This is a genomic window from Pseudomonas sp. F01002 (assembly GCF_004402115.1).
GTDB lineage: Bacteria > Pseudomonadota > Gammaproteobacteria > Pseudomonadales > Pseudomonadaceae > Aquipseudomonas > Aquipseudomonas frigoris.
Window position 1 is genome coordinate 214741 of the sequence record NZ_SOPU01000017.1, and the last position, 26981, is coordinate 241721.

General features: G+C 60.5%; 23 protein-coding genes. 3 read left to right on the forward strand and 20 right to left on the reverse strand.

Translation table 11 applies throughout. From position 1 onward, the window contains the following. Positions 1–131 precede the first annotated feature (131 nt). The 3 genes from nirJ to E3W21_RS13310 all read left to right on the forward strand — a co-directional run bounded on the left by nirJ (position 132) and on the right by E3W21_RS13310 (position 3710). Complete coding sequence (gene nirJ / locus E3W21_RS13300) at positions 132–1310, forward strand: heme d1 biosynthesis radical SAM protein NirJ (protein WP_134420282.1); 1179 nt, start codon at positions 132–134, stop codon at positions 1308–1310. Between the two features lie 70 nt (positions 1311–1380). Beyond that, positions 1381–2220: a uroporphyrinogen-III C-methyltransferase gene (cobA, locus tag E3W21_RS13305; protein WP_134420284.1), complete on the forward strand. Its 840-nt coding sequence runs from the start codon at positions 1381–1383 to the stop codon at positions 2218–2220. Then, on the forward strand, positions 2217–3710 hold the full coding sequence (locus E3W21_RS13310) for a nitrite reductase (RefSeq protein WP_134420286.1): 1494 nt from the start codon (positions 2217–2219) through the stop codon (positions 3708–3710). Before cobA ends, E3W21_RS13310 begins: the two co-directional genes overlap by 4 nt. Before the next feature lie 125 nt (positions 3711–3835). Here the strand turns inward: E3W21_RS13310 and E3W21_RS13315 are convergent, their stop codons facing one another. The 20 genes from E3W21_RS13315 to gabT all read right to left on the reverse strand — a co-directional run bounded on the left by E3W21_RS13315 (position 3836) and on the right by gabT (position 26885). Beyond that, the gene (locus E3W21_RS13315; RefSeq protein WP_134420288.1) at positions 3836–4579 is read right to left on the reverse strand and encodes an SDR family NAD(P)-dependent oxidoreductase; all 744 of its coding nucleotides are present in this window, start codon (positions 4577–4579) and stop codon (positions 3836–3838) included. 110 nt (positions 4580–4689) lie between these two features. Continuing rightward, positions 4690–5193: a nitrous oxide reductase accessory protein NosL gene (locus E3W21_RS13320; RefSeq protein WP_134420290.1), complete on the reverse strand. Its 504-nt coding sequence runs from the start codon at positions 5191–5193 to the stop codon at positions 4690–4692. 33 nt (positions 5194–5226) lie between these two features. Next, entirely contained in the window at positions 5227–6057 is an 831-nt protein-coding gene (locus tag E3W21_RS13325; protein ID WP_134420292.1) for an ABC transporter permease, read from the reverse strand. Continuing rightward, positions 6054–6977: an ABC transporter ATP-binding protein gene (locus E3W21_RS13330; protein ID WP_134420294.1), complete on the reverse strand. Its 924-nt coding sequence runs from the start codon at positions 6975–6977 to the stop codon at positions 6054–6056. The genes E3W21_RS13325 and E3W21_RS13330 overlap by 4 nt, the downstream gene beginning before the upstream one ends. Further along, positions 6974–8269, reverse strand: coding sequence for a nitrous oxide reductase family maturation protein NosD (locus E3W21_RS13335; protein ID WP_134420296.1), 1296 nt, complete (start codon positions 8267–8269; stop codon positions 6974–6976). Before E3W21_RS13335 ends, E3W21_RS13330 begins: the two co-directional genes overlap by 4 nt. A gap of 27 nt (positions 8270–8296) precedes the next feature. Then, positions 8297–10219: a TAT-dependent nitrous-oxide reductase gene (gene nosZ, locus E3W21_RS13340; protein WP_371927087.1), complete on the reverse strand. Its 1923-nt coding sequence runs from the start codon at positions 10217–10219 to the stop codon at positions 8297–8299. Between the two features lie 53 nt (positions 10220–10272). Further along, the gene (gene nosR, locus E3W21_RS13345; RefSeq protein ID WP_134420300.1) at positions 10273–12486 is read right to left on the reverse strand and encodes a transcriptional regulator NosR; all 2214 of its coding nucleotides are present in this window, start codon (positions 12484–12486) and stop codon (positions 10273–10275) included. A 66-nt stretch (positions 12487–12552) separates the two neighbouring features. Then, on the reverse strand, positions 12553–13941 hold the full coding sequence (gene hemN / locus E3W21_RS13350) for an oxygen-independent coproporphyrinogen III oxidase (protein ID WP_134420302.1): 1389 nt from the start codon (positions 13939–13941) through the stop codon (positions 12553–12555). A 22-nt stretch (positions 13942–13963) separates the two neighbouring features. After that, positions 13964–15307: a coproporphyrinogen III oxidase gene (locus tag E3W21_RS13355; RefSeq protein ID WP_134420304.1), complete on the reverse strand. Its 1344-nt coding sequence runs from the start codon at positions 15305–15307 to the stop codon at positions 13964–13966. 116 nt (positions 15308–15423) lie between these two features. Continuing rightward, on the reverse strand, positions 15424–15867 hold the full coding sequence (locus E3W21_RS13360) for a CopD family copper resistance protein (RefSeq protein WP_134420404.1): 444 nt from the start codon (positions 15865–15867) through the stop codon (positions 15424–15426). Positions 15868–16707: 840 nt separating this feature from the next. Next, positions 16708–17148: a CBS domain-containing protein gene (locus tag E3W21_RS13370; protein ID WP_134420308.1), complete on the reverse strand. Its 441-nt coding sequence runs from the start codon at positions 17146–17148 to the stop codon at positions 16708–16710. A gap of 40 nt (positions 17149–17188) precedes the next feature. Further along, on the reverse strand, positions 17189–17566 hold the full coding sequence (nirD, locus tag E3W21_RS13375; protein WP_033062163.1) for a nitrite reductase small subunit NirD: 378 nt from the start codon (positions 17564–17566) through the stop codon (positions 17189–17191). Continuing rightward, on the reverse strand, positions 17566–20127 hold the full coding sequence (nirB, locus tag E3W21_RS13380) for a nitrite reductase large subunit NirB (RefSeq protein WP_134420310.1): 2562 nt from the start codon (positions 20125–20127) through the stop codon (positions 17566–17568). Before nirB ends, nirD begins: the two co-directional genes overlap by 1 nt. A 94-nt stretch (positions 20128–20221) precedes the next feature. Beyond that, positions 20222–20467 (reverse strand): hypothetical protein, encoded by a 246-nt coding sequence (locus E3W21_RS13385; protein WP_129444745.1) that lies wholly within the window; start codon positions 20465–20467, stop codon positions 20222–20224. Positions 20468–20487: 20 nt separating this feature from the next. Continuing rightward, positions 20488–21831: an OprD family porin gene (locus E3W21_RS13390; RefSeq protein ID WP_134420312.1), complete on the reverse strand. Its 1344-nt coding sequence runs from the start codon at positions 21829–21831 to the stop codon at positions 20488–20490. A 66-nt stretch (positions 21832–21897) separates the two neighbouring features. Next, positions 21898–23103, reverse strand: a complete 1206-nt coding sequence (locus tag E3W21_RS13395; RefSeq protein WP_129444746.1) for a DUF1624 domain-containing protein — start codon at positions 23101–23103, stop codon at positions 21898–21900. A gap of 28 nt (positions 23104–23131) precedes the next feature. Continuing rightward, entirely contained in the window at positions 23132–23902 is a 771-nt protein-coding gene (locus tag E3W21_RS13400; RefSeq protein WP_256661556.1) for a DUF4198 domain-containing protein, read from the reverse strand. 404 nt (positions 23903–24306) lie between these two features. Further along, positions 24307–24795, reverse strand: coding sequence for an Lrp/AsnC family transcriptional regulator (locus tag E3W21_RS13405; protein ID WP_008055821.1), 489 nt, complete (start codon positions 24793–24795; stop codon positions 24307–24309). A 45-nt stretch (positions 24796–24840) separates the two neighbouring features. Next, positions 24841–25497: an HAD family hydrolase gene (locus tag E3W21_RS13410; protein WP_134420316.1), complete on the reverse strand. Its 657-nt coding sequence runs from the start codon at positions 25495–25497 to the stop codon at positions 24841–24843. 95 nt (positions 25498–25592) lie between these two features. After that, entirely contained in the window at positions 25593–26885 is a 1293-nt protein-coding gene (gabT, locus tag E3W21_RS13415) for a 4-aminobutyrate--2-oxoglutarate transaminase (protein ID WP_129444749.1), read from the reverse strand. Positions 26886–26981: the final 96 nt, after the last annotated feature.

Below are 26981 nucleotides of genomic sequence, written 5' to 3' on the forward strand. Positions count from 1 at the left end.
CCACGCACACAGGTTTTACGACTGCTTCGCAGCCGAACGCAGCCTCGCAAGCTCGACAGCTGCTACGGGCATCAGGCTTGCGTTTGACTATTGCTTCGCGCTGAACACGTTCCCGACTCAAGGAGAGTTACATGTTGAGGATCAGCCAATACCTGCGTGCGCTGGCCGGCCAGGCACCTGCGCCCAGAACCAGTCCACCGGGCAGTAACCGGGCGCCGGTGGTGATCTGGAACCTGCTCAGGCGCTGCAACCTGACCTGCAAACATTGCTACGCCACCTCGGCCGACAGTGTCTTTCGCGATGAACTGGATACGGCCGCTGCGCTGACCGTAATCGACGACCTGCACGATGTCGGGGTGAAGGTGTTGATTCTTTCCGGTGGCGAGCCGCTGTTGCGCGAGGATCTGTTTGTGCTCAGTGCCTACGCCCGGACCAAGGGTTTCTTTGTGGCGTTGTCCACCAACGGCACGCTGATCGATGAGCAGAACATCGCGCAGATCAGCGCGGCGAATTTCGACTACGTCGGGATCAGCATCGATGGCCTGGAAACCACCCATGACGCCTTCCGTCAACTCAAGGGCAGCTTCGCTCGTTCCATGCAGGCGATCCGGCTCTGTCGCGAACAGGGCATTCGCGTTGGCCTGCGCACCACCCTGACCCAGGAGAACCATCAACAACTGCCCCAACTGCTGGCGCTGATGCGCGAGTACGACGTGCAAAAGTTTTACCTGTCGCACCTCAACTACAGCGGGCGCGGTAAACGCAGCCGCAAACTCGACGCGCACCAGCAGATGAGCCGCGAGGCCATGACGTTGATCTTTGAGCGCGCCTGGGCAGACATCCAACAGGGTCGCGACAGCGATTTTGTCAGCGGCAACAACGATGCCGACGCCATTCTCCTGCTGCAATGGGCAGGCCTTCGTCTGCCCGAGCATTACCCGCGCCTGGAAAACATGCTCCGCGCCTGGGGTGGCAACGCGTCGGGCAGCGGCATTGCCAACATCGACAACACCGGCGAAGTGCACCCGGACACCTACTGGTGGCAGCACTCGGTGGGCAATGTCCGCCGCACGCCGTTCCGCACGTTGTGGCTGGATCAGCCGGATGCCCTGTTGTTGCGCCTGCGTGAACATCCCCGAGCCGTCGGCGGTCGTTGCGCGCAATGCCGCTGGTTGCCCATCTGCAACGGCAATACCCGAACCCGCGCCTGGGCCGAGGGAGATCTGTGGGGCCAGGACCCCGGCTGTCATCTCAGCGATGACGAAATCGGTGTGCCGCCATTACCCACCATCCCTTGCATCACCCACTGAATAGCCCGTCCGGCCAACCACCTGACAAAGGCTGGGGCCGGCCAACCTGATGAAGCACCAAGGACGTCCCATGCCTCCATCGATTGCTATACCGGCCACACTTGAGTCCCCGTTCCGGCCGGGCGAAGTTGCCCTGGTCGGCGCCGGCCCGGGCGATCCACGCCTGCTGACCCTGCGCGCCTGGAGCCTGTTGATGCAGGCCGACGCCGTAGTGTACGACCGGCTGATCAGCCCCGAACTGCTGACCTTGATCCCCCTCACCTGCGCCCGCCATTACGTCGGCAAGGCCAGCGGCTGCCACAGCCTGCCCCAGGAACAGATCAACGAACTGCTGGCCGACCTCGCTGATCTCGGGCAGCGAGTGGTCCGGCTCAAGGGTGGCGACCCGTTCATTTTTGGTCGCGGCGCCGAGGAGCTGGAGTACCTGCTGCAACGCGGCATCGACTGCCAGGTGGTGCCGGGCATCACCGCCGCGTCGGGTTGCAGCGCTTACGCAGGCATACCGTTGACCCACCGCGACCTGGTCAATTCCTGCCGATTCATTACCGGCCATTTGCAGCGCGATGGCGAGTTGTCGCTGCCCTGGAGCAGCCTCGCCGACAGTAGCCAGACGTTGGTGTTTTACATGGGCTTGTCGAACCTGGGGATCATCGCTCAGCGTTTGATCGAAGCCGGGTTGTCGGCCGACACACCGGCGGCGCTGATCAGCAACGGCACGCGTCCCGACCAGCACGTCGCCCGTGGCAAGCTGCACCAACTACCGACCCTGGCGCTGGATTGTCCGCCGGGCATTCCGACATTGACGGTGATCGGCACCGTGGTCGATCTGTTTGGCGCAGAACAACTGGAATACCCGGCGCGGCTTTACCCGGCTCAAGCACTGCAACGCCATGCCAAGGTGGCGATATGAGGCGCATGATCCTTGCCCAGCTTTTATGGGTCAGTACGGCCCAGGCCGGCGCAGCGGCTCCGGCATTTGAACAGGCGGCGGAAAACTATCAGCAGCATTGCCAGAGCTGTCACGGCATTAACCGTCTCGGCGGTGCGGGGCCGGCGTTGTTGCCGGAGAGTCTCAGCCGGATCAAACCCGATGAAATCCGCAGCGTGATTCAGAACGGCCGCCCCGCGAGCCAAATGGCCGGCTATGCCACTGTGTTCAACCCCGCGCAGATCGACGCGCTGGTGGATTACCTTCAGCAACCGCCCGCCACCCCGCCGACCTGGAGCAATGACGACATTCTCGGCAGTCACTCGATGCTCGCGGACCTCAGCAAATTGCCCACCACGCCCCAGCATGGCGCCGATCCGCTGAACCTGTTCGTGGTGGTGGAAGCTGGCGACCATCACATCGACATCCTCGACGGTGACCGCTTTGAGGTGCTGGCGCGGTTCGCTTCGCACTTTGCCGTGCATGGCGGGCCGAAGTTCTCACCCGATGGGCGCTTCGTCTACTTCGCCTCCCGTGACGGCTGGATCAGCCTGTATGACTTGCACAACCTGAAGCTGATCGCCGAGGTGCGCGCCGGTCTCAACACCCGCAACCTGGCGGTGAGCAAGGATGGACGCTGGGTGCTGGTGGGCAATTATTTACCCGGCAATCTTGTAGTGCTCGATGCCCGCGATCTGTCGCTGGTCCAAACCATTCCCGCCATCGGTCAGGACGGTACCGAGTCACGGGTCAGCGCGGTCTACTCCGCCCCGCCGCGGGACAGTTTTATCGTGGCGCTCAAGGACGTGAAGGAAGTCTGGGAACTGTCCTGGGCCGGCACACCAGATTTCGAACCACGGCGGATCCCGGCCGGGGACTTTCTCGACGATTTCTCTTTTTCACCGGACTACAAACAGCTGCTGGCCACATCGCGCAAAGCCCAGGGCGGTCAAGTGATCGACCTCGACAGCGGCAAGGTGGTCACCGACATACCGCTGCCGGGCATGCCGCATTTGGGCTCGGGGACCTATTGGAAACGCAACGGCGAGTGGGTGTTCGCCACGCCGAATATCAGCAAGGGGCTGATCTCGGTCATCGACTTCAAGACCTGGAAACTGATCAAGGAAATCCCGACCCTGGGGCCGGGTTTCTTCATGCGCAGTCACGTCAACTCACGGTATGCCTGGAGCGACGTGTTCTTCGGGCCCGACAACGATGCGATCCACCTGATCGACAAACAGACCCTGGAGATCGCCCACACGCTGCGCCCGATGCCCGGCAAAACCGCCGCTCACGTTGAGTTCACCCGCGACGGTCGTTACCTGCTGCTGAGCATCTGGGCCACCGACGGTGCACTGATCGTCTACGACAGCAACACCCTCAAGGAGATCAAACGCATTCCGATGAACAAGCCTTCGGGCAAGTACAACGTGGGGAACAAGATTGAGTTTGCCGAGGGGACTTCGCACTAGCTCTGCGGTGCTCCCAAAAGATCGCAGCCTGCGGCAGCTCCTACATTCGAATGGCGTACACCCTGTAGGAGCTGCCGCAGGCTGCGATCTTGGCGATCCGGTATACGCAGCGACTCCCTGCGGCTTCAGACCAAGGTGTAACCGCTGTCGACTTTCCAGTCCTGACCGTAGACACCCCGAGCGCCCTGCGACAACTGAAACACAATCACATTGGCCACCGCCGCCGCGTCGAGAAAGTGACCGGGCAGCAGACGTTTGGTGAGGTTAGTAGCGACATCCTCAAGCTGATCTTCGCTCAACCCCAGGTTGTCCCACATCGAGGTCGCCGTCGGTCCCGGGGAAACCAGATTAATGCGCACATCAAAACTCGCAAATTCCACCGCCAGCGTCCGCGCCTGAGCCGCGAGCGCAGCCTTGCTGGCAATGCAGGCGGCCAACCCGGGAAAGCTCGAACCGGTCAGGAAACTCCCAACAAACACCACCGACGCCGGGTTCGCCAATTCACCCCGCAACGCCGCCAGCGTATTCAACGCCCCGGCACCGTTGACCGCCCACTGACGCTGGAAGGCCTGCATATCCAGGCTGTCGGCCATTTCGGCAATCCCCGCGTTGGGCACCAGATAGTCCACGGGACCCATCGCCGCCGCGCGCTCGGACAGTTCGCGCAGGTCTTGCTGGCTCGTGACGTCCCCGGCAAACCACTGCAATCGCTCGCCGTAGATCTGCTGCAAGGCCGGCAATTCACCGAGGGTCCGTGACATCGCCAGCACCTTGACCCCGCGCGGTAACAGCGCGGCACACAGTGCCAGGCCAATCCCGGAGCTGGCACCCGTGACCACCGCCAAACGATCCTGAAACTCGGTTTTCATCATTTACTCCTGGGCATCACGGATGCCAAGCACTGGGGACATAGCGAGTCCCTATCTTTGAACAGGAGAAGAAAAAACGACTTGACGGCGATCAGATTTTTTCGACGTCGTTAGTGTTGCTGCAGCAGCGCCGGAGTGATCTCGCTGAACCGCAGCAAGCGACCACCCTGTTCAGCGGCAAGCTTTTCAGCGGCCTCGCGACTGGAGAACGACGCCAGCACCACGCCCATGGCACCTTTGAGTTGGGTGCCGACCACGTAGAACGCATCTTTGGCATCGATCAGGTGAGCGTCATCCGGCGCATTCCAAGGGCTACGGCCCATGTCGTGGACATACAGTCTGGCATCGCCATGATGATTTTCCGGCTGCAACCACCAACCGATCATTTCCGCCGTGGAGCAGAACTTCTTGACCCCGGCCCGCTCGACGACCTCGCCCTTGGGCCCGGGGAATCCGTTGATGATCATTCCGCAGACATGGCATTCATCACTGGGATGAAAGGCTGCAGCGGCGCTGCTGTAGGTGGCTTGTGCCGGGTTGTCACAGGCCGTCAGCAACAGACACATCATCAGGCCCACCACAGCGCGGACCGTCGTCAGATAAAACGTACTCATCGTCAACTGCTCCAAAACTATCAAAGTGGAAATTCATGTCGCCCGGCGACGAAACAACAGCCAGGCCGAGCCCAATGGCAGCGCCACCCAGAGCGACAGGCACAGCCAGAGCGTCGAGCCCGGCATCGGCAAATCGCTGCCCAGCGTCAGCACACCCGCGGTACTGGCGCCGGGCTCAAAACCGGAGAGGTTGATCAGGCGATAGATGTCAGCGGGGTTGAGCAGCAGCAACCAGGGCAGCACTTTGGGGTTGAACTGCCCTTCGCTGAGCACCAACAGCGCCAGCAAAGCCAGATCGAACACCAGCACGAAGAAGAACCAGACACCCAACGCCAGCCCGGCCGCCGTGGATTTCTCGGCGGACACACTGCTCAGCACATAGGCCAGCCCCAGAAACCCCCAGCCCAGCAACGTCGACGACGCCATGAACCGGCCAAAGGCCCAGAGCAGCAGGCTCAGTTCGACATCGTCCACGAGCACCGCGATGGCCAGCATGGCGCAGCCGAAACCGATCAGTGTCGCCAGCGCCAGGATCAACCCGTGGCCGACGAACTTGCCGAGCAGGATCTGCCCGCGACCCAGCGGATACGTCAGCAACAGCAGCAACGTGCCGCTCTCGTCCTCGCCGACGATGGCGTCATAGGCCAACAGCAACGCAATCAACGGCATCAAAAACGTCGCCAGACTGGCGAGGCTGGCGATGGTAGCCGGCACCGACGTGAAACCCAATTGCCCGGAGGCCGCGGCGCCCAGCCAGGCGATGCCGATGGCCAGCACCGCGAACAACACACTGATCGCCAGCAACCAGCGATTGCGCAAACCGTCGCTGAATTCCTTGCGGGCCATGTTCCAGACAGCGTTCATACGGCCTCCCCGATCGGCGCCGCAGCGGCCCGGCTCATGTAGTAGCGGTAAATATCTTCCAGAGACGGCTGATGGATTTCCACGTCGGACGGTTCGTCTTCATTGAGCAGTTGGCGCAACAGCCCAAGCTTGCTGCCATTGAGCGCGGCGACTTCAAGACCTTCGACGCCCCAGCGCTCGGTGACGTGCCCGGCGTTGTTCCAGCGTTGCTGCAAGGGCCCGGCGTGCTTCAGGCCGTTGGCGCGAATCAGCGTCGGCAACCCGGCTTCCTCGCGCAAACTGTGCAGACTGCCCAGAGCCAGCAGGCGGCCCTGGGTCAGAATCGCTGCGCGGTTGATGTGCGCCTCGACACCCGGCAACACGTGAGAACAGAGAATGATGCTGGTGCCCTGGCTGCGCAGGCGATCGAGCAAGCGATAAAGATCCTGGGTGGCGATGGGATCGAGGCCGACGGTCGGCTCGTCTAGCAGCAACAAACGCGGCTCGCCGAGCAGCGCTTGCGCCAGCCCCAGGCGTTGGCGCATGCCTTTGGAGTAGGTCTTGACCCGCCGATACGCCGCACCGGCCAGGCCGACTTCCTCGAGCAGTACGTCCACCTGAGCGGACGCGGCGCCTTTGAGTCGCGCGAAATGGCGCAAGGTCTCACGACCGCTCAGCTGCGGGTAAAACGTCACGTTCTCCGGCAGATAACCAAGCAGGCGCCGCACGTGGGGATCGCTGGGCAAACGGCCGAACACCCTGACCTGCCCTTCGCTGGGCTGGAGCAGGCCAAGCACCAGTTTCATGCTGGTGGTCTTGCCCGCGCCGTTGTGCCCGAACAAGCCCAGCACTTCACCTTCCGCCAGGCTCAGGTTGAGCTGATGCAACACGGTGGCATGCCCATAGCGCTGGCTCACGCCTTGTAGGTCGATGACGTTCATGAGGTGGGCTCCTGGGTCAGGGTTTGAGTGGATGACTTCATCAGCGGATGACTGTCGAGCACCCCCGGCGATTTCATCACCGGAAAGGCCCGTTGCACCCAGCGCAGCAACTCGATGCCAGGGCTGTTCATCAACAGCCGCACCTGCGGGTACAGCCACAGCAGTCGGTCGACGTTGTCATTGGGTTCGTAGGCGATATCGCCGAGGCCGTCGTTGTTGCGGTCCCAGCCCAGGTAATCGCTCCAGTAGTTGCCCCGGCCATCCGCCGACCATTCCTGCAAGCGGGTGGCGACGTACTTGACCTGCCGCTGGTTGCCGACAAAGGCGTTGTCGGCGATACGGTTATCTTCCGAGCCGGCGGTGAGATGGATGCCCACAGCGCTGTGCTCGAAGTGGTTATGTTCGATGCTGTTGAACAGCGAGTTGTAGATGAACAACGCCTTGCCCTCGGCGCCGCTGATCATGCTGTCGCCGGTCGAGCCGTCGCGCACGTCGGTGACGAAGTTGTCGCGCAAGGTTGAATAGGTGATGTAGTTCATCAGGATCCCGTAGTTCTGATCCTGTTCGGAGCGATTGCCGATCACCGTGAGCTTGCGGCTTTGCATCAAGGCGTAGCCGGTGCGGGTACGGCGGGTGGTGTTACCGATCAGTTGGTTATCGTTGGCGAACATGTAATGCACGCCGTAGCGCAGGTCTTCCAGGGTATTGCCTTGCAGCAGGTTGCCGTTGGAGGTGTCGATGTAGATGCCATCGCGAGTGTCGCGCACCTGGTTGCCAATGACTTTGGCGCCATGCACGGCATACAGATGAATGCCGTTGCCGCGATCTTGCGAGCGCATCGTCGGATCACCCTGAATGCGGTTGTCGATCAGACTCACATCCTGAGTGCCGTCGACCCAGATACCGAACCCCTGGCCTTGCAGGCGATTGCCTTTAATCACCGCGCCATGGGCCTTGGGCTGGATGAACAACGCCGCATTCATGGCCGTGAGGTCGTGCCCCCAGTCCAGAAAGGTGCAGCCCTCGATGCCGACATCCGGCGCACTGATGATCAAACCGTTGCCCTGCTCCTCGCCCTGAAATACCGCACCCGGCTCGCAGACAATCTGCATCGGTTGATCGACGCTGAACGAACCACGGTATTCCCCTGCCGGCAGGTGCCAGCGTTGATCGGCATCCACCGTCAACGGCAACGTGGTGATGGGTTGCACCGCCAGCGCACTGCCGGACAGCAGCAGGAGCGCAAGCGCAAGCGTAATGACCTTCACCGGGTTTCCCTTGCTATCAGTCATTACTTCGCTCCTGTCGATGGCCAACGGTCAGGCTTTCTCGACCTTCATGCGGCCGACCATTTCCATGTGCAGCGCATGGCAGAACCAGCTGCAGTAGTACCAATGCAGGCCAGCCTTGTCGGCGATGAAGGTGATCGATGAGGTCTGCTGCGGGCTGATCTCCATGCTGACGCCATGGTTGGTCATCACGAAGCCGTGGGTCACGTCTTCAATCTGGTCGATGTTGGTGATGGTCACCGTGACCTCGTTGCCCTGCTTGACGGTGAACTCCGGCAGGCCGTAGGCCGGGGCCATCGAGGTCATGTAGACGCGGACTTTGTTACCGTCGCGGATGACTTTGTTGTCGGTCTCCAGCTTGATCCCGTCTTTGGCGGCGATCGCTACGGTCTCGGCGAAAAACGGGTCGTTGCGGTCCCAGATCTTCTTGGTCTTGATCTGGTCACGACGGGCCATGACGCAGTCGTGGGGTTCGGCAAAGGCCGGGCCGTCGTGCACCAGTTTCATTTCCTCGCCGGAAATATCGATCAACTGATCGTTTTCCGGGTGCAGCGGGCCGGTCGGCAGGAAGCGGTCCTTGGAAAATTTGCTGAGCACCATCAGCCATTGGCCGTCGGCCTCACGGGTTTCGGTCAGCGAGGCATGGTTGTGGCCTGGCTGGTACTGCACATCGAGTTTCTGCTTGATGTAGTTGACCTTCTCGCCGGTGTAAGCGCGGATGGCCTCCTCCACGTTCCACTTCACCACCTGGCTGTCGATGAACAAGGTGGTGTAGGCATTACCGCGGCCGTCGTAGGTGGTGTGCAGCGGGCCCAGACCCAGTTCCGGCTCGCCGACCACCGCGTCACGCGGGTCCTTGAGTTTGTCGTCGAACAGATCATCCAGTTTCGCGGTGGCGATGATCGTGCAAGTGGGCGAGAGTTTGCCGGCGGCAATGAAGTACTTGCCATCGGGCGTCATATTGATCCCGTGGGGGTTCTTCGGCACCGGGATGTAACGGGTGAATGCGCTGTCCTTGCCCTCGTTTTTGCGTCCATCGACCACCGGGACTTTGGAGCCGTCCAGGGTAATGAACTTGCCAGCCTTGATCGCCGCTTCGATGCGCTGAATATTGAACACCACCACCCAGTCGCGCTCATTGCGCATCATGCCGCCCAGGTCGTAGGCCTTCTCCGAGTTGTAGCAGGTCGAAGCCGCATATTTGCCGGTGTAGTCGGCGTCGGTGTTATCCAGGTTGCCGTCGACGATGACCTGGAAGGCCATTTCCATTTTCTCGGCATCAATGGCGTTGAAAAGGGTGTAGCTGTTCTTGTCCTGCAGGTCGAAGGTGCTGCCGTCATTGGGGTGCGGAATGACGAATTCGGCATTGGCGAACACGTACTTCGTGTGCGGCACCTTTTGCAGGCGCAGCCCGTGAACCGCCTGCACATTGGGCACGGTGAGCATCTTGTCGCACTTCATGATGTCCAGACGGATACGCGCAACGCGGCTGTTGGCCTTGTCGTTGATGAACAGGTATTTGCCGTCGTACTTGCCGTCGGTCATCGACAAATGCGGGTGGTGGCAGTCGCCATTCCGGAAATGCGCGCTGTCGCCCATGATCCGTTTGCTTTCGTTGGTCAGGCCCCAACCGGTGGCGGAATCGACGTTGAACACCGGAACACGCAACAACTCGCGCATCGACGGAATGCCCATGATCCGCACTTCCCCCTGATGGCCGCCACTCCAGAAACCATAGTACTGGTCCAGTTCGCCCGGCCCGACGTGGGTTTTCAGTTGCGCGTCCTTGGCCGCTGCCGCCCATGTCTCACGGGTGAAGACCGCGCCACCAATGGCCGTAGCGCCGGCCAGTACCGCACCGGTCACCGCGCTGGTGCCCAGGAAGCCGCGACGACTGAGGCCGGTCGGTTCCGGCACTTCAGTGGTCTTTTTGGATTCTGTGTCGTTCATCAGGTGTTTTCCTTGAAGGGATAAAAACGGTCACTGCGGACGGGCGCTCGCGGGGTTCATTCCAGAGCGGTCACTTCCACGACAGGTATCAGTTGCACAGGAGCAGGTGCCGCTTTGCCGCGCTTCTTGCGCTTGTTGATCAGCGGCGGGCACTTGTTGTCGTTCTGGTAAGTCATCTGGCAGTCGAGGCAGTAGTGGCACTCGTTGGCATTGATCCGGCCATCGGGATGAATCGCCTGGATCTCGCATTCCTTGGCGCACAGTTGGCAGGGCGTGCCGCAGTCCTTGCGGCGTTTGAGCCAGTCGAACAGGCGAAATTTGCTCGGAATTGCCAGCGCCGCACCCAAGGGGCAGATGTAGCGGCAATAGACTTTGCGCGTGAAGATGTTGATGACCAGCAGCGCCACCGCGTAGAGCACGAACCACCACTGGCGGTCGAACCTGAGGGTGATGGCGGTCTTGAACGGTTCCACTTCGGCGAACAGTTCGGCGGTGGACATCGACTCCAGGGAAATGCCGAACAGCAGCAGCAAAATGATGTATTTGATCGCCCACAAGCGCTCATGCACTGCGAACGGCAATTCGTATTGGGGGATTTTCAGCTTGCGCGCGGCTTCGTTGATCAACTCTTGCAAGGCGCCAAATGGACACAGCCAGCCGCAGAACACGCCGCGACCCCACAGCAGAATGCTCGCGGCGGCGAAGACCCAGAGCATGAAGATCAGCGGATCGGTGAGAAACAGCTCCCAGCGGAAGTGCTCGAACAGCGCATGCACAAAGGTCAGGACATTGACCACCGACAACTGCCCCAGCGCATACCAGCCGATAAACAACACGGTAAAGACCAGATAACCGCGGCGCAGCCAGTGCAGAAAATGCGGCCGGCGGGTGAACTTGTCTTGCAGGAACAGGATGGCCGTCAGCAGCAGCAACGCAGCCCCGAGGACGCCGATCTGGAAGTGTTTCTGGTACCAGATGGTCAACCACATCGGCCGACCGGCTTCCTCGAGGGCGGCCAGTTCTTCGGCGCTGGGCAGTGGCCGTTCAAGGTACGGCTCGGGCAATTGATAAGGCAGTTCGAAGCTGCTGAACGTGCCACTGAGCGGCCCGGTCTGGCGACGCACCAGCAACTCCAGGGACCAGGGCGATCCCGGATCGAACTTCGCCGGTTCGCGCACAATGAAAATCGACATTTCAGTGAATTCCGGCATGCCCTTGGCAAACACGTCGGAGAGCCGCTGATGGTCCATGTCGCGAAAACTGATGACGTTGCCGAACTGGCGCAATTGCACCCGATCGAAAATCCCGCCGCGCACATACCCCGAGCCTTTATAGGAAAACAGCCCACGACCCAGCACCGCGATGGCCTGTTCGCCGGGCTTGAGATCTTGCATGAGGAATCGATATTGATTGTCGCCCAGCAGCGCACGGCCGATGGTCGGCGGATTCAGGTCGGCGGTGTAGAGCTCGATGAAGGTGTCATCCACTTGGTCGGCGGCGGCGTTTTCGACGCCTTCGGCTTCGGTGCCCTTGAAGGCGGCATCGACCTGGCCACGGGTCAGGTTCAAGCGGCGGATGGCGCCGTTGCCGGTCAGTTGTTCCCAGGTGGCGGGCTCGAAAAAGTCCAGCCGTACGGTGGCGGGCTTGCGTGCCACACCGGCCGTGTCCTCGATCAGTTTCAGCGATACGGCCACTTCGTGGGCGGCGCGCATGATGACCTCGTTGACCACCATGGCCGTGACGGTAGCCCCTGCAATCGCATCGACGGTGACCGCGTTCGGGTCGCTGGAATGGCCGACGACGACCCGCTGGCTGACCTTGATGCCTTTGTATTTGGCGCTGAAGCCGTGAAGTTTTGCCTCAGGGATGCCTATCAGCAGAATCGGCTCGTGGTGTTCCAGCACATAGGCATCCTGAATCATGCCGGTCGTGTCGAGGATCACCTGGGTGTTGATCGGTTTGCCCGAGTAGGCCGGAATATCCACCACGTCCAGGCTCTGGAACACATAACCGATGACCTTGCCGGCGGCGGACAGCGTGCGCACCTTGAACGGGCCTTCGGGGGCGGAAACAGAATCGGTCTGAGGGAAGGTTTTCTCAATGCGCTGCTGCTCGATGTCACCGTATTGCTTGGCTTGCACCCCCTCGAAGGTGGCGAGCATCAGCATCAGCAGGACCACCAGCCCGACGCCCCAGGCGCGCAGGTTGCCGTGTATCGAAGGCTGATGGATTGTCATGGGTTCGCTGATTTCAAAAGGGCTTTCGGTCATGTTAGGGAGCGTTGCGCCCCCTGCCCTTGATTGAAATCAACTTGAGTCCATAGAGGACACGCAGTCTCAAACCGTGCGTGAAAACTGCCCTTTTTGCTCACCACCCAGATAGGCGTCGAACGCCATTGCGGCACTGCGCATCATCAAATGCCCTTGTGGCAGCAGCACCAATTCGTCGCGGTGAATCTGCAGCAATCCATCGCGCACATGCTCGCCCAGCTGCGCCAGCGCCTCGGCAAAATACTCGGTGAAGCGAATGCCATGACGCGCCTCATACTTGTCGAACGCGATACGGCCATGGCACATCAGGTCGCTGATCACCTCGCGGCGCAGCAGGTCGTCGGCGTTCAAGCGATAACCCCGATGCACTGGCAACAACCCTTGATCGATACGGGCGTAGTACTGCGAAAGCTCCTTGACGCTCTGGCTGTAGCTGTCGCCGACCTTGCCGATCGACGACACCCCAAGGCCGATCAAATCGCAGTCGGCATGGGTGGAATAGCCCTGAAAGTTACGCTGCAAGGTGCCATTGGCCCGGGCCAGCGCCAGCTCGTCCTCCGGCAAGGCGAAATGATCCATGCCGATGTAGACGTAACCAGCCTCGGTCAGACGGCGGATGGTCAGCTCGAGCAATTCCAGCTTGCGCTCCGGTGGCGGCATGTCGGCGGGGCGAATCAGCCGTTGCGCGCGGACCATTTCCGGCAAATGCGCGTAGCTGTAGGCGGCAATCCGGTCTGGACGCAGCGCGATGATCTTGCTGAGGGTGACGTCGAAACTCTGCACGGTTTGCAGTGGCAGACCGTAGATAAGGTCGACGCTGATCGATTTGAATTGCGCCTCGCGCGCCGCCGCGACCAGCGCATAAATCTGCTCTTCACTTTGCAGGCGATTGACCGCCGCCTGTACGTCGGGGTCGAAATCCTGCACGCCGAAGCTCAGGCGATTGAAGCCCAACTGGCGCAACGACTGAATCTGCTCGGTGCTGATGGTGCGCGGGTCGACCTCGATGGAGAACTCATGGTCATCGCTGTCATCCATGTTGAACGCCTGGTGCAGGCAGTCCATCAGGTCCGCCAGTTGCTCGCTGGTCAAATAGGTCGGCGTGCCGCCCCCCAGGTGCAACTGAGTGAGTTTGCGGGTGCTGTCGAACAAGGCCGCCTGCATCGCGATTTCACGCTTGAGGTACTTCAGGTACTCGACGGCGCGATGGGTTTTCTGAGTAATGATTTTGTTGCAGGCGCAGTAGTAACAAAGGCTTTTGCAGAACGGGATGTGGATGTACACCGACAGCGGTTTCGGCGCGGCCACCTGATTGCTGTCACGGGCTGCACGCTGATAGTCGTCAACGGCAAACGCCTGGTGAAACTGCGGCGCCGTGGGGTAAGAGGTATAGCGCGGCCCCGGTCGGTCATACTTTTCGACCAGGGCGCGATTGAAATCAAAAGTCGTGTTCATGATCGATCAACTCGCAATGGGGCTAATGCTTCGCACCGCCAAAATCCTTTTCAAACAGGTTGCAGATGGCATCCACTTCCGGCCGACCGGCGGGAAGGATGCTGATGAAACGGTCTGACAACTCAATCAATCCATCCCGGCTCAATTGCTCCAGCAACGGCCAGACAGAGGAAAAGTACTTGGAAAAAACCAGACCGTAGCGCCTCTCGATGGCGCGGATATCCAGTTCCTGATCACAGGCCAGACGCTCCATGACCATCTGCCTGATCTGATCCCCCGCCTCGAAGCGCCAGCCTCGACACGTCGGCAATTGCCTCAGGTCCAGTTGTTGCTGATAGCGTTCAATCTCGTCGGTATTTTGCGTGTACAAATCGTCGATCTGGCTGATGGCACCCAAACCGAATCCAACATGATCGCAATAGCCGTGACGGGAGAAACCCTCACAGGTACGGCGCAACCGGCCTCGCTCCTGGGCGACCGCCAAATCATCATCAGGCCGGACAAACTGCCCCAGACCGATGTAGTGATAACCCGCGCAAATCAGTTGATCAAAGCAGATCTGGCGCATCGCGCCTTTAGCGTCCTGGCGGCACAGCGCTCTGACTTTGTCACCGAGCACCGGCCGATAGCGCCGTGGCGGCCGGGCATAGTCGAACACCATCAGCCGGTCAGGCTCCAGCTCGATAATGGTCGCCAGCTTCAGCGCAAAACTGTCTGGCGTCTGCCAGGCATGGCCAAAACCCAGATCGACGTTGATGGATCGAAAGCCAAAGGTGCGCGCGGCATCCATGAGCGACTGGATCGGCGCCGGGTTCTGGTAGCAGGCCACCGACCTGTCACAGTCGGCGTCGATATCCGGAACGCCGATGCTCACATGATTGAATCCCTGGTCGCGCAGCAACCCCATGGTCGACCAGTCGGTATGGTGAAGGTCCACCTCGACGCTGTAGTCACCGCCTTCATGTTCAAGAAAGTTGAACCGGCCACGCAGATGACTCATCAGCCGCTCCAGATGGGCAGGCGCGGGTGTTCCGCCCCCCAGATGAAACTGCTCGACCCGTTGCTCTGCACCGAGGTGACAACCGACGAGATCGATTTCACGCTCCAGGCGCTGCAGGTACTGCTCAATTCCATTGTGCTCGCCGGCGATATCGCGCGGGGAACAGGAAGACGGCTTGAGGCTGGAAGGCAGCTGCACGTTCAGGGACAGCGGACGGCACTTCTGGCGGCTGACGCGCAGTGCACGAAGCAGATCCAGAGAGCCAATACCGTCATGAAATTTTTGCGTGTCGGCATGACAGTTAGGGTCAAGCACGCCTTGATCGCACCGATCGATCTCGCCTGGGTTGTGAAATAAATCGAGCATGACCGTCTCCGAGACTGGCTGCGGATTTTCAGTCTCCCGGTTTAACCATCAATGCTCCTTGATTTGCATCAAGCGCAAGCCAAGTGTCTGCACAACGGACCACCGGTCAAACCCGATTACCACGTCAGGTAAAACATGCCCTTGGCCAGCAGCACGATGACGATCATGTGGCAGAACAGGCTGCCATGGATGAAGTGCAGGTATCGCGGGCTCATCCGGCCGCTTTTGAACAACAACATGGCGCCGAGGAAATGCAGCAGCACACTCACGGCCACTGCGATTTTCAACGCCAGCAATGTGCCGAACGATGAGGCCAGTGGTGAGGCAAGGGCTGGCAAGTAGCGCAACCAGACCATGCCCAGCCCCGCACCGAACAACACCAGCAGCACCCACGGCATCAGCGAGCGGGCCCGGCGACCGATACCCTGCTCTACCAGCAGCATCACCCTTGCGGGTAACTGTTTGCGGATGCTTTCCAGGAACAGGACTTCGAAGAACACCGTGCCGATGAAGATCAGCGCGGCAAACAGGTGCAAGGTCAGAATCAGCGGATAGATCATGGTGTTTTCGCCTTGGGTCAAGGCAACCCGCGCTACGGCGAACATTGGGGTGAGCGCACTGGCTGTCGGTCTCTGGAGACTACAGAGACCGCCTGGCCATGCGGTTGACACCGATCAAGAAACCGGCAAAACCCCTGTTCACCGTGTAATGCTGTTCACTTAAGGTTGGGGTACATATCCGTTTCTGCGGTAGCGGCTGCTGGCGGTTTCGCTCTTACAGCGAGTCACTTGGAAAAGCCCCAAGTAACCAAGGGCTCTTGCCCCGCCATTCGGTGCCTCGCTTAGGCTCGGCATGCCCTCACTCCGGCATTGCTCCGGGGGCCCGCCGCCATCGGCCATCCATGGCCGGGGGCGGCTACCGCGGCATCCTAGCCGCGGTGCCCCCTGCGCAACGCCTGCGTTCGGCCTCTGGGAAAGGGGCGGCAGATCTGAAGCCAAAGCAAAGCAACAGCAACGGCAAGATCAAAAGATCGCAGCCTCGCTTCGCTCGACAGCTCCTACAGGGGAACGCGTGCACTTGAGCCCAGGCCGGCCGGTAGGCCGCCTCGCTTTGGCGTTTGCGGTGTACGCCCCCTCGAGAGGCCGAGTGGAGGTTCTGCGCAGTGGGCAACCCGGCATGGATGCCGGGTTAGCCGCCCCCGGCCATGGATGGCCGATGGCGGCGGGCCCACGGAGCAGGACCGGAGCNCCGAGCCTAAGCGAGGCACCGAACGAAAGGGGCAAGAGCCCTTGGTTACTTGGGGCTTTTCCAAGTGACTCGCTGTAAAAGCGAAACCGCCAGCAGCCATCACCGCAGAAACGGATATGTACCCCAACCTGAAGTGAACAGCGAGGCCCCGTTCAGTGCCCACGAATGTAATGCTCCAGTTGCCGAATCAGATCCGCCTGTTCAACGATGGCTTCCTTGACCAGATCCCCAATCGATAACAGCCCAATCAGCTCGCCACCATCCACCACCGGCAGATGTCGCAAATGACTGTCGGTCATGACCGCCATGCAACGCTCGATGCTCTGCTGACTTTCAGCGGTCACCACGGGCGCGCTCATGATGTCGCGCACCGGCGTACCAACCGAAGAGCGCCCCTGCAGAACGACCTTGCGTGCATAGTCACGCTCGCTGATCACGCCGACCACCTGCCCGGCCTCGATCACCGGAAGCGCGCCCACGTTCTTTTCGGCCATGATCCTCAGGGCTTCAAGCACCATTTCATCGGGCGCGATGCTATGCACCTGGCGGTTTTGCACGACCTTGAGTTTCAGCAATTGTGCGGCTGTTTTCATCAGTGCCTCCGATACCGTTGCGCGATCCTGTTGACCACCTTCAAGCCACCCCGACTTCCACCACACCGCTGTTCAACCGCACAGGCCAGACACGCAGTCGTTGTTGCGGGTACTCCAGGCAGCTACCGTCCTCAAGCCGGAAATGCTGTTTGTAGATCGGCGAAGCAACCACCAGATCCCCCTTGATGCTGCCCACCAACCCGCGACCAATGACATTCGCCCCGGATTGCGGGTCATGGTTGTCGATGGCATAGAGGGTCCGACCCTCGGCACCCGGCAGGTAGAACAGCGCCACTTGTGCGCCGTCGAGCCAGACGACAACGCCGGAGTTGCTGACCAGGTCCTGTTGCTCGCACACCGTTTGCCAGGCCTCGGTGTTTTCCAGGGAATCGATGCGTTGGGTATTGGACTGGCTCATCAGGCAATCTCCTCGATAACAGGGATAAGGTTGAGTTCGGCGGCCATGATCGGGCGCCGCTGGCCGCGTTCCTGGACAAAGTGGATGTCCGGGTCCGGGCGTTTATCGTTGACGAAGGTACGGAAGCGCTTGAGTTTTTCCGGGTCTTTGAGGGCGTTGGCCCACTCGCATTCATAGCGATTGACCACCAGTTGCATCTGCGATTCGAGTTCTTCACCCAGCCCGAGGCTGTCGTTGATGATCACGTCCTTGAGGAAATCGAGGCCGCCTTCCAGGCTTTCGCGCCAGACCGAAGTGCGCTGCAATTTGTCGGCGGTGCGGATGTAGAACATCAGGAAGCGGTCGATGTAGCGGATCAGGGTCGCATCGTCGAGGTCGGTGGCGAACAGCTCGGCATGGCGTGGGCGCATGCCGCCGTTGCCGGCGATGTAAAGGTTCCAGCCTTTCTCGGTGGCGATCACGCCAACGTCTTTGCTCTGGGCCTCGGCGCATTCCCGTGTGCAGCCGGACACCGCGAATTTGAGTTTGTGCGGTGAGCGCAGGCCCTTGTAGCGGTCCTCGATGGTCAGGGCCATTTGCACACTGTCCTGCACGCCATAACGGCACCAGGTGCTGCCGACACACGACTTCACGGTGCGGGTCGACTTGCCGTAGGCGTGCCCGGTTTCGAAACCGGCTTCAATCAACTCGGCCCAGATGTCCGGCAACTCATGCAACTGCGCGCCGAACAGGTCGATACGCTGGCCGCCGGTGATTTTGGTGTAGAGGTCGTATTTCTTCGCCACCACACCAATCGCGATCAGTTTGTCGGCGGTGATCTCGCCACCGGGGATGCGTGGCACCACCGAATAGGTGCCGTTTTTCTGCATGTTGGCCATGAAGGTGTCGTTGGTGTCCTGCAGCGGCACCAGTGAGGCGTCCATGATCGGCTGGTTCCAGCACGACGCGAGGATCGAGCCCACCGCTGGTTTGCACACGTCGCAACCGGTGTGGCCACGGCCATGCTTGGCCAGGAGTTCTTCGAAGGTGATCACCCCTTCTACCCGCACCAGCGCATAAATCTCCTGACGGGTATAGGCAAAGTGTTCGCACAGGCTCTTGTCGACGCTGACGCCACGGGCAATCAACTCATGTTCGAAAACCTGCTTGAGAAGCCCGGCACAACCACCGCAACCGGTGCAAGCCTTGGTCTGCGACTTGAGCAGGCCGAGGTCGGTGCAGCCACCGTCGATAGCCGAGCAAATGGAACCCTTGGTGACGTTGTGGCACGAGCACACCGTGGCCGCTTCGGGCAACGCGCCCGGGCCTAGGGTCGGCGCGCCTTCGGACGACGGCAGAATCAGGCTGGCGGGTTCCGCCGGCAACGCAATCGCGTTCTGCATGTATTGCAGCAGCGTGTCGTAATAGCTGTTGTCACCGACCAGCACCGCACCGAGTACGTGCTTGCCCGTCGCGTCCACCACCAGGCGTCGATAGCTGGCCGTGGTTTCGTCGATGAACTGATAACTGCGTGCGCCTGGCGTGCTGCCGTGGGCGTCGCCGATGGAACCGACATCGACGCCCAGCAGCTTGAGTTTGGTCGACATGTCCGCGCCCATGAACGGCTCGGCGGTTTCATTGCACAGCAGTGCGGCAACACTGCGAGCCATTTGGTAGCCCGGGGCGACCAGGCCAAAAATGCTGCCGTTCCACGCGGCACACTCGCCGATGGCATAGATGTTCGGATCGCTGCTCTGGCATTGATCGTCAATTACAACGCCGCCGCGCGGGCCGACTTCCAGCGAGCATTGACGGGCCAGTGCGTCTTGCGCACGGATACCGGCGGAAAACACGATCAGGTCGGTTTCAATGAATTCGTCATTGGCGAAATTCATGCGGTAGCGGTATTCCTCGCCTGCGCTGATCGATTGAGTGCCGCGCGACAGGTGCACACCGACGCCGAGGCGTTCGATCTGCGCCTTGAGCGCCAGGCCACCGTATTCGTCCAGCTGCACCGGCATCAGGCGCGGGGCGAATTCCACCACATGAGCTTCCAGACCCAGGGTTTTCAGGGCGTTGGCGGCTTCCAGTCCCAGCAAGCCACCGCCGACCACCACACCGCGTCGGGCGTTGCTTGCCGCGGCACGAATGGCGTCGAGGTCTTCAAGGGTGCGATACACCAGGCGCGAATCGCCCTCGGCGCCTTCGATCGGTGGCACAAACGGATAGGACCCGGTGGCCAGCACCAATTTGTTGTAGGAGACACAGCCTTGCGCGGTGATCACCTGGCGGCGGGCGCGGTCGATTTCCAGGACTGGCACCCCCAGATGCAGGGTTACGCCCGGGGTCTGGTACAACGAGGCTTCACCGAGGGCCAACGACTCGGCATCACGGCCAGAGAAATACTCGGAAAGGTGCACGCGGTCGTAGGCACGCATCGGCTCCTCGCTGAACACGTGCAGCCGATAGTGATCAAGGGCACCGCGTTCGATCAGCTGTTCGACACAATGATGTCCGACCATGCCATTGCCGATCACGATCAGCGTTTGCAGCTTGTTCAAAGTGGCAACATTGGAATTCATAAGAGACACCCGTCGATAGCTGTTCAAAAAGCAAAAAAAACGCCTGAAACCTTGCGGTTCCAGGCGTCTTTGCCTGTTCGTTTACGGTGCTAAGTCAGGCATCTATGCCGGATTCACCGATGTTGCCCGCGACCTGTTCGGCCAATCGATCGTCGTTGACCGAGGGGGCTGCCCACTCGACTGTGTTCACAGTGGGCCTGAACAGTGTCTTGCAGACTTTGTGCCAGTCGGCCATTGGCAGTCCTTGCGCCAGTAAACGTTGACCACGGGTGTCCATGAACGCCCGATGTTTGCCTTCGCATAGTGCAGAGGCGTGTTGCGCGGCCTTATAAAAGTGCACAAAGGCGATCCCGTTCCGGATCAGAATTTGCCACCCAGCGGGTATTCGATCGCCAGGCGGATCTGATTGGCGTCCAGCTCTGCTTGCGCCGCATTCGCGCGATGAACCGCATGGCGCAGGCTGAACGCGAGGCTTTTCGCGACGCCCGACTGCACCACGTATTTGGCCTGCAGATCACGTTCCCAGTGCTTGCCGCCCTGCCCGTAGCCCAGCCATTTGTAGCCGCCGTTTGGGTCCATGTGCGTACCGTCAATACCGCTGCCGCGCACGTACAGGGTGCCGAAGGTCAGGCCGGGAATGCCGTAACTGGCCATGTTCAGGTCGTAGCGCGCTTGCCAGGAAGCCTCCCGGGGCGCGTTGAAATCGGACAGCGCCACGGCGTTGCTCAGGTAGATCGCGCCACGGGTCACGTAATCGAAGGGTGTGTCGCCATCGACCTTTTGATAGCCCAGGCCAAAACTGTGGGCACCGAGCTTGTAGGTCGACAGCAAACTCCAGGTGGTGTTGTCGATGCGGCCGGACAAGGCCTTGCCGGTGTCCTGGGTTCGGTACAGATTGAGATCAAAGATCAAGTCCTGGCCTTCCGCCAACGGCTGGGTGTAGACCGCGCCCAGGTAGTGCTGTCGCCAGGTGTCGGCGTAGTCCGCGCTGAACAGGTTGGCGTTGAGCCCTTTGACTGCCGTGTTGCGCACCCCCACCAGGTCAAAGCTGTCGCCCTGTTTGCCGTTGGAGTAATTGACCACAAAGCCTTGGTCATGACTGGTGGCGTTGCGGTCGGTGCTTTCGTTGAAATGCCCGCCATACAGGGTGGTGGCGGGCAATTCGCGACTGGTCAGCAGCCAGCCGGTGGCGGTCTCCGGCAGCAAGCGGCTGTCGGATGAACCGAACACCGGGGTTTTCACCCGCTGCTCGCCGTAACGCAGTTCAGTCGAGGAAAACCGCAGCTTGGCCACGGCACCGCCACGGCTGAACTCATCCTTGGGGTGCCCGTCATCGTCCACGCCCAACACCCGCGCCTTGCCGGCCCGCCCGCCGCCGCTGTCCAGTTGCCAGCCGGAATAGACATGGGCGTCCAGGCCCAGCCCCACGGTGCCGGCGGTGTAGCCGGAGGTGAAATCGGCCATCAGGCCGTAGGCCCACTCCTCGGCCAGGTCGCTGCGTTCGGCGCGGGGCTTGAAGGCATTGCGCGCGCCATTGCTCAGTGAGCCGTGTTCATAGTCGCGACGGTCGTAGAGGCTGCGGTTCAGCAGGCTCCATTGGCTGTCTTCGATAAAGCCTTTTGCGGTGTCTTGCTCTGAAGCCAGGGCGAGCAGGGACTGCCCGCCCAATGCCAATAGCAGGGTGTGCGTCGATAGGGTTTTCACAGTGCAACTCCACAGAATTCGGGGTCTGCAAGGTGTCCCGCCGAACGGGGGACACCGTAGGTCACCTCAGAGGTATTTGAGGATCGCGATATCGCGGCGGCGCTGTTTGAGGTTGGCGAACCAGCGCGTCGGGAAGAACAGCAACACCCCGAGGATCACACTCCACAGCCACACCGTGGGCAGGTTGTCAAAGCCATAGTAGGCACCCTGATTGGCGCCCCAGATCGCGACTGCCACCAGGTACATGGCCTTGAGTACGTACAAGTGCAGCAAATAGAAGAACATCGGCGCCCCGCCGTAAATCGCCAGGGTCGCGGTGGACCAGCGATCCTGCAGCTTCTCGAACAGCGCCAGCAAGATCAGCGAAAGTCCAATCGTCGGCATCAGGAACATCAACGAGGGCGGGTACTTCTTGGCGCTCATGAAACTCATGAAGGTGCGCAGCGAATCACCGGTTTGCACCCAGGGCTTCTCGCCATAGACGTTCAGGTAGCGAATGAACACGAACGCCACCAGCAGGCCGGCGCCCAGTTTAAGCAGGCGGGAAATCCGCTCGGCCGGGTCCATGTCCTTGCCGAACCACGGCCCGATCCCCCACCCCAGCAGGATCACGCCAATCCAGGGCAATACCGGGTACGTGGTGCGGGCCCGGGTGAATTCGGTGATGTCGATGAACACCCGCTGATGCAGGATCGACCACGGCACGAAGAACGGCGACTCCGGCCCAACGGTCACGCCATCGAGCAGGTTGTGCCCGGCGACAATGGCCACGCCGAGCACGATCAGCCAGCTGCGTTTGAAGTGCAGCAAACCGGCGAGCACGATCATGCAGATGCCGATGCACCAGATCACCTGCAGCCACAGGGTCTTGGGCGGGAACTCGGCGTTCCAGGCAAAGCACACGAAGGTAACTTCGAGAAACACCAGGAACAACCCGCGCTTGAGCAGGAACACCGAGGTTTCTTTCGCCGTGTGTTTCTGGCTGTAGAGCCAGGCCGACAAACCGGTGAGGAAGATGAATGCCGGGGCGCATATTTCGCTGAGCATGCGGGTGAAGTACAGGTCCGGCGTGACGCTCAACGCATCGATCGGGTCGGTGACCTGACGGTGCAGCAGAAAAGTTTCCCGCACATGGTCGATCAGCATCAACAGCATGACGAAACCGCGCAGGGCGTCGATCGCCAGCATGCGGGTGTTGGCCTTGACGGCACTGGTTGCAAGCGCAGGGGAAGCGGTTGTCGCCGGCCCTGCCAATCCTGAAGATGGGGTCATATCAGTCACTCATGTAGTGGTCGAGGGGTCAGGCCTGTTTCTTCAGCCTGGCGACTTCCGATGCCGGCAGCTGCGACGGCGCGCGCGGCAACGGCGTCTGGCCCTGTGATCGATAGAACGACAATGTCGAACTGAAGCTCTTTATATCGAACGGTTCGGCCTTGCCTTGAGGACTGATGCGCTCGCCGGGCGTGCGGTCCTTGTATTCCACAGCCACCACATAGGTGCCCTGCCACGGCAGATCGAAGCTGACTTTGCCCGCGGCGTCGGTGCGCTGGGTGAACACTTCACCGGAACCGGTTTCCAGCACCACGTCCTGGTCGGCCAACGGTTTGGACGCATAGAACACCTGGAACTGCGCCTTGCCAGCATCGACGAAACCGGTGGGCACGATGTCCAGGGTCAGTTCCGGGGTGCGTGCGCGCAAGTCACCGACCCAACGGGTCGCTGGCGTCCAGTGAGTCTTCAGCGCCTTGTCCGCCTCATGAATATCGAAGATCGGATAGTGCGGATCCTGGGCCAGCAGCGAGTCATCTGCCCGGGTTTGATGCGCCACCGTAAAGGCCTGACGCTGCAAGGTCAGTGTCAACGGCTGGGACCGGTTACTGATCGACCAGCCCTTGAGTTGCTGGAACCGGTCCATCCCGCCCGGCGTGACTTCCAGCATGTTCTTGTCATATTCCCCGTAGTACAACGCCAGGGGTTGCCCGGGTGGTTGTTCATACCAGATTTGATGCGCCTCGCTGCTGCTCGCCAGCAGGAAGACGCCGTAACCCAATAGTGCTTTTGCGTTGCTCATTCGCATTTTTTTACGCTCCGATTGGTGTTATTCAGCGGGTCATTGCAGCCGCATCGTTTTATCGAAACCAGCAAGACAACAAACCGCTCCCCTCTCTCTGAACGCATTACACCGCAGAGACTTTTGCGCGTTGTTCTGTATTCATCGGTCGCGGCGCATCTGAAGACTGTTTTGCAGGCAGCAAACAGCTGTTTATGCGGACTGCGCCAGCATGAAGCGCCTTAGGCAGTTCCAGAGGCCCCATGTCCAAACACAGTGCGTCGCGGAACTGCAAAACAACTGTGGGAGCGAGCTTGCTCGCGATGGCGGCGGGTCAGTCGGTAAAGATGTCGACTGATCAACCGCTATCGCGAGCAAGCCCGCTCCCACAGGGGATTCGTGTTGGTAATGAGAATGGGGTTGTGTCAGTGGCGCAGCAATTTACGCAGCGGCACGCCGTCCTTGAGTACCGGAGACTTGATGACGATGTAGCTGAAGTACTTGGAGATGCCGATGTTCTTGTCCAGCAGGCTTTCGATCACTTCCTGATAATGCTGGATGCTGCGGGTCATGAAGCGCACCAGATAATCGTAGCCACCGCTGATCAAATGGCATTCGAGCACTTCGTCCACCAGACGGATGTTGGATTCAAACTTGGCGAAGTCTTCACGCTTGTGGTCGCTCAAGGTGATTTCGGTAAACACCGTCACCGAATCGGTGATCTTGGCCAGGTTCAGGTGCGCCTTGTAGCTGGAAATATACCCGGCCGACTCAAGCCGTTTGACCCGTTGCAGGCAGGGACTGGCCGACAACCCCACCGCATCGGCCAGGCTGACGTTGGTCATGCGCCCGTCCTTTTGCAGCTCCACCAGGATGCTGATGTCGATTCGGTCCAGTTTGACTAACCCTTCCATTGCGTACCTCTTGACTGCCGTTTGTAAGACAATCTTCTAGCAAAATCAGCGCCGTAAAGACAGCTGATGCTGAGCCACCAGATCCGCCATGCTGTTAATACAGTAATCCGCCGCGCAGGACGTGGGGTGTTTTGAGCGGCCGCGACAGATCAGGCACACGTCTTTGGCCGCCTGTCGACCGGCCGAAGGACGGGTCACGTGCAGGATGCTGCCGGGTTCAAGTTCGTTGGCCTTCAACCACTCTGGATCGAGCAACGGGTCGCTGGCCAGTGAGATGAAATAGTCGGGCATGATCCCCAGTCGCTCACACAGCAACCCTCGATCCTCGGCATCCCGGTCGCCGTGCACCAGCAAGCGGTAGAACTTGCGCAGGTACAACATCGCCCCGGGCGCGTCCTCGAACAGCGACCAGCCGGCCGCCGAACGGGCAAAGCTCATGCCCTCCTCCCAGCTGGCTTTCAGACCCCAGCGCTCGGCCAGCTGGCGATGGGCGAAGCACAGCACGCCACTAAAGCCGAGTTCAGCGAAACGCGGATAGAGCGCACGCACCACCTCGCTGTATTCGGCCAGCACCTGTTCCTTGTCCAGATGACCGCCTCGGCTGTCCAGCAGCGGTTGCAGTGCCGTCCAGACACCCGAGTCCCGATCGACCAGGACCTCATCGCAATCGATGAGCAGTGCTCGATATTCAGTCAGCCCCATGGTGCGCAAAGCCTCCGATGATGCATTCCATCAATCCATGCTCCATAAACGCTCACGGGCAATGCCTTGTGGCACCGCCCCGAGCAGGCATGAGCTCAGTTCAAGACCCGTGCCAACGCCGCTTCAAGAATCTGCAGCGCTTCATCGACCTGTTCTTCGGTGGTCACCAGCGGTGCGAGGAAGCGCAACACGTTGCGGTACACACCGCATTTGATCACCAGCAAACCACCGGCCCGGGCTTCATCGATCAGTCGCTGATTCAGGTCGGCGTCCGGCGAGCGGGCCTCATCATTTTTGATCAATTCGATCGCCAGCATGAACCCGGCGCCGCGCACGTCGCCGATTTGCCCGTGACGGGCCTGCAAACGCAGCAGCCCCTGACGCAAACGCTCGCCCAGTGCTTCGCTGCGGGCCAGCAATTGTTCCTGCTCGAAAGCCTCGATCACCGCCAGCGCGGCGGCGCAAGACAAGGCATTGCCACCGTACGTGCCGCCCAGGCCACCGGGTAGCGGCGCGTCCATGATCTCGGCCTTGCCGACCACCCCGGACAACGGCAAGCCACCGGCCAGGCTCTTGGCGACGGTCACCAGGTCCGGCTGAATGCCGGCGTGCTGGAAACCGAACCACTTCCCGGTACGGCCGAAACCGGTCTGGATTTCATCAAGAATCAGCACGATGCCGTGTTTTTCCGTCAGCGCGCGCAGGGCCTGGAGAAACTCCGCCGGCGCTGACAGGAAACCACCGTCGCCCTGCACCGGTTCGATGATGATCGCGGCGACACGCTCAGGGGCAACCTGGGTGGCCAGCAACTCGTCGAGGGCCTTGAGCGCCATCTCGCTGGTGACGCCGCGATAGGCATTCGGATACGGAGTGTGGAAGACCTCCGGCGCGAACGGCCCGAAGTTCTGCTTGTACGGCTGGCTCATGCCGGTCAGCGTGGTACCGAGCAAGGTACGGCCGTGGAAGCCGCCGCGGAAGGCGATCACGGCCGAGCGGTTGGTGTGAGCGCGGGCGATCTTCACCGCGTTTTCCACCGCCTCGGCACCGGAGGTAAAGAACGCCGCTTTATACGCTTCTTTGCCACCGATCATTTCACACAGGCGCTGGGCCAGATCGAGATATGGCTTATAGGCCACCACCTGGAAACAGGCGTGAGAGACCTTTTGCAATTGCGCCTGCACCGCAGCGACCACCTTCGGGTGGTTGTGACCGATGTTCAGCACACCGATGCCGCCGACAAAATCCAGGTAGCGCTTGCCGTCCACGTCCCACAACTCGGCACCTTGGGCGCGATCGATCACCAACGGGTGAGCGGTAACCAGGCCACGCGGCACGAATTGATCGCGCTGACGAAGCAAATGAGGGGTTTCGTCGACTTTGCTATTCATGGCATTTCCCATCGTGAGTCCGGCAACCGGGAGGTGGTTGCGATGGTGTTCAGGTTAAGCCTTGCGCGAAACGATCTACGCCGAACTTGGCCCCTG

Bases quoted from the DNA above. Each gene is read 5' to 3' on its own strand.
- nirJ (WP_134420282.1), top strand. From the start codon at position 132: ATGTTGAGGATCAGCCAATACCTGCGTGCGCTGGCCGGCCAGGCACCT.
- cobA (WP_134420284.1), top strand. From the start codon at position 1,381: ATGCCTCCATCGATTGCTATACCGGCCACACTTGAGTCCCCGTTCCGG.
- E3W21_RS13310 (WP_134420286.1), top strand. From the start codon at position 2,217: ATGAGGCGCATGATCCTTGCCCAGCTTTTATGGGTCAGTACGGCCCAG.
- E3W21_RS13315 (WP_134420288.1), bottom strand. From the start codon at position 4,579: ATGAAAACCGAGTTTCAGGATCGTTTGGCGGTGGTCACGGGTGCCAGC.
- E3W21_RS13320 (WP_134420290.1), bottom strand. From the start codon at position 5,193: ATGAGTACGTTTTATCTGACGACGGTCCGCGCTGTGGTGGGCCTGATG.
- E3W21_RS13325 (WP_134420292.1), bottom strand. From the start codon at position 6,057: ATGAACGCTGTCTGGAACATGGCCCGCAAGGAATTCAGCGACGGTTTG.
- E3W21_RS13330 (WP_134420294.1), bottom strand. From the start codon at position 6,977: ATGAACGTCATCGACCTACAAGGCGTGAGCCAGCGCTATGGGCATGCC.
- E3W21_RS13335 (WP_134420296.1), bottom strand. From the start codon at position 8,269: ATGACTGATAGCAAGGGAAACCCGGTGAAGGTCATTACGCTTGCGCTT.
- nosR (WP_134420300.1), bottom strand. From the start codon at position 12,486: ATGACCGAAAGCCCTTTTGAAATCAGCGAACCCATGACAATCCATCAG.
- hemN (WP_134420302.1), bottom strand. From the start codon at position 13,941: ATGAACACGACTTTTGATTTCAATCGCGCCCTGGTCGAAAAGTATGAC.
- E3W21_RS13355 (WP_134420304.1), bottom strand. From the start codon at position 15,307: ATGCTCGATTTATTTCACAACCCAGGCGAGATCGATCGGTGCGATCAA.
- E3W21_RS13360 (WP_134420404.1), bottom strand. From the start codon at position 15,867: ATGATCTATCCGCTGATTCTGACCTTGCACCTGTTTGCCGCGCTGATC.
- E3W21_RS13370 (WP_134420308.1), bottom strand. From the start codon at position 17,148: ATGAAAACAGCCGCACAATTGCTGAAACTCAAGGTCGTGCAAAACCGC.
- nirD (WP_033062163.1), bottom strand. From the start codon at position 17,566: ATGAGCCAGTCCAATACCCAACGCATCGATTCCCTGGAAAACACCGAG.
- nirB (WP_134420310.1), bottom strand. From the start codon at position 20,127: ATGAATTCCAATGTTGCCACTTTGAACAAGCTGCAAACGCTGATCGTG.
- E3W21_RS13395 (WP_129444746.1), bottom strand. From the start codon at position 23,103: ATGACCCCATCTTCAGGATTGGCAGGGCCGGCGACAACCGCTTCCCCT.
- E3W21_RS13400 (WP_256661556.1), bottom strand. From the start codon at position 23,902: ATGAGCAACGCAAAAGCACTATTGGGTTACGGCGTCTTCCTGCTGGCG.
- E3W21_RS13405 (WP_008055821.1), bottom strand. From the start codon at position 24,795: ATGGAAGGGTTAGTCAAACTGGACCGAATCGACATCAGCATCCTGGTG.
- E3W21_RS13410 (WP_134420316.1), bottom strand. From the start codon at position 25,497: ATGGGGCTGACTGAATATCGAGCACTGCTCATCGATTGCGATGAGGTC.
- gabT (WP_129444749.1), bottom strand. From the start codon at position 26,885: ATGAATAGCAAAGTCGACGAAACCCCTCATTTGCTTCGTCAGCGCGAT.